The sequence below is a fragment of the Streptomyces sp. AM25 genome, assembly GCF_058146165.1.
On record NZ_JBKIWN010000114.1, the window covers coordinates 1 to 2,329 of the forward strand.

Consider the following 2,329-nt stretch of genomic DNA (forward strand, 5'->3'; position numbering starts at 1 on the left):
ACACCCATCCTGACCAGCCCTTTCACCCCTCAAGAGGCAGGATGAAAGACGTTCACTCACTACCTGGACTGCTTCCTCCGGGACCCATACGTCCCAGTATCAACCTGTCCAGAACAAAGGGGGAGCTTCACGCCGGAAGACGTGCCGGCGTCGGAAGCAGCCGTGGATACGGCCGGTGATGGTCAGTCCTCGGCGTATGCGGGGGCCGAACGGCGGGTGGTGGGGGTGCTGACGGTGCCGAACTGGCAGCCGGGGATGGACGTGAGCGTGCTGCCGCGTCCGTACCGGGACATCGTGGAAGTGGTCCAGGATGCGCCGGGGCCAGTGCGGGCCAAGCAGGTCGTCCCGAGGATCGGACTGCCCGCGCAGACCGGGAAGACCGGGACCACGCGGGCGAAGCTGAAGCGGCTGGTGACGCGGAGGTGGCTGGACGAAGAGGACCCGGGGCTGTTCACCCCGGCCCGCCGCAGGACGTCTGCACCACCCAACTCCCTGTAACAGAGGGGCTCTTCTCCCTGCAGTCGTAGGTGCCAACCAGTAACTGCCCGACGAGAAGAGCCCCTGGATGGAACTGTATGCCGCCAAGGCCACCGCTGACCCGTTTTCGTGCTCGGTCAGTGCCTTCGAATCGCTGATGCGCACGCTGTCGGGACCGCAAGCGGCCAGCTGGACCCATGCTGAACTGGAGGAACACCTGGAGGAGGCGGGGAGGGAGCTGTTGCGGCAACTGCTGCAGGACCACCTCGACCTGCGTGCCCTGCGGGAGGAGAACGCCGTGCGGGCAGGCGCCCGCCCGGTTGTGGTGGGGCCGGAGGGGCAGGCGCGTCCCTGGCGGGAGACGGGACACTGCCGTCAACTGGCCTGCATGTTCGGACTGGTGCGGGTCCGCAGGGTGGCCCATCGGGGGCCCGGCATGTCCAACGTCCACCCCGCCGACCAAACGCTGTCGCTGCCGACGGGCCGGCACTCCATGGGCCTGCGGCGCCTGGCGGTCACCGAGGCGGTCCGCGGCTTCTTCGGCCAAGCCACGGCGGCGGTCGAGCGCCACTGCGGGAAGGTGATCGGCAAACGCCGGCTCGAAGAACTCGTCCGCGAGGCGGCCGTCGACGTCGGCGCCTTCTACCAGGTGCACGTCCCCGTCCCCTGCACCCGGGAGATGCCGCTGGTGATCCAGGCCGACGGCAAGGGGGTGGTGATGCGGCCCGAGGCCCTACGCGAGGCCACCCGCAAGGCAGCCGAGAAGACCGCGGGTGCCCATCGGGGTCGGCTCGCGCCGGGCGAGAAGCCGAATCGCAAGCGGATCTGCGCCGCGAGGCGCTCTGTCATATTCCCGGTAAAGCCGGGAGGAACTCGGAGGGAGGTTCCTGGGTCCGATGGCTAACCTAATCCCGAAAGGGTGAGGGAAAAATAGCATGCCAGGAAAGCAGTGATCGTGTTCAGGCGTATGAAACGGTGCACTGCGGGACCCGCGCGATATGGATAAAGCTTGACTGCCTGAATCCCAGTCTCCAGAAGGTGCAATGCGGAACCCACCGGAAAGACGCCTGAAACCGGTGCCGCATCCGGTGTCAGTATCCATTCGTTGCTGATGCAACCTCCGGGATGCGGAACGATATCCAACGAGGATATTCAAGGAGACGAACGGGAATCCTAAGTCGCGCTATCACGTATGACAGAGACGAACGCGGGATCACCTAAGGGACGCGAGTCCTATGGTGACAGAGGCCTCGTAGTAGTCGCAGGAGTAACGACCTGCCAAGGGTGACGGGAAGGCCGTCAACAGGGCGAAGGGGGCCAGGTGATCGGATATTCGAAGACCGGGAGGTACGCGCAATGCAGAACGCCGAAACGGTACTGAATGTCCTCCGTGATCGCGGCAGGCGTGACCTGCCTTGCAACGAGCTGTATCGGCAATTGTTCAACCCGAACCTGTATCTGCTGGCCTACGGGCGTCTGTACTCCAACCAGGGAGCGATGACGCCCGGGACCACAGGGGAAACTGCCGACGGCATGTCCATGGCCAAGATCGGACGCGTCATCGACGCATTGCGCCACGAGCGCTTCCGATTCGAACCAGCCAAACGGATCTACATTCCCAAGAAGAATGGGAAGGTAAGACCTCTTGACCTACCGTCCTGGGCGGATAAACTTGTCGGTGAAGTGATCCGCCTCCTCTTGGAAGCGTATTACGAGCCGCGTTTCTCCGGCCTCTCACATGGTTTCCGTCCCCGTCGCGGCTGCCACACCGCTCTCAGCGAGGTGGCAGAGACATGGTCGGGGACGACCTGGTTTATTGAGGGCGGTGCGCCGTGCGGCGCTCTGTTGTATC

The 2,329-nt window shown here is 64.4% G+C and carries 2 protein-coding genes and 1 pseudogene; all 3 read left to right on the top strand.

Annotation, left to right across the window (positions count from 1 at the left end):
- Positions 1–162 precede the first annotated feature (162 nt).
- The gene (locus ACLHRZ_RS37040; protein WP_490422980.1) at positions 163–498 is read left to right on the top strand and encodes a hypothetical protein; all 336 of its coding nucleotides are present in this window, start codon (positions 163–165) and stop codon (positions 496–498) included.
- Positions 499–565: 67 nt separating this feature from the next.
- A pseudogene (locus ACLHRZ_RS37045) lies at positions 566–1,354 on the top strand (ISKra4 family transposase); the annotation flags it as partial.
- Positions 1,355–1,833: 479 nt separating this feature from the next.
- A partial coding sequence (locus ACLHRZ_RS37050; RefSeq protein ID WP_490422981.1) for a reverse transcriptase/maturase family protein occupies positions 1,834–2,329 on the top strand: 496 nt, incomplete at its 3' end.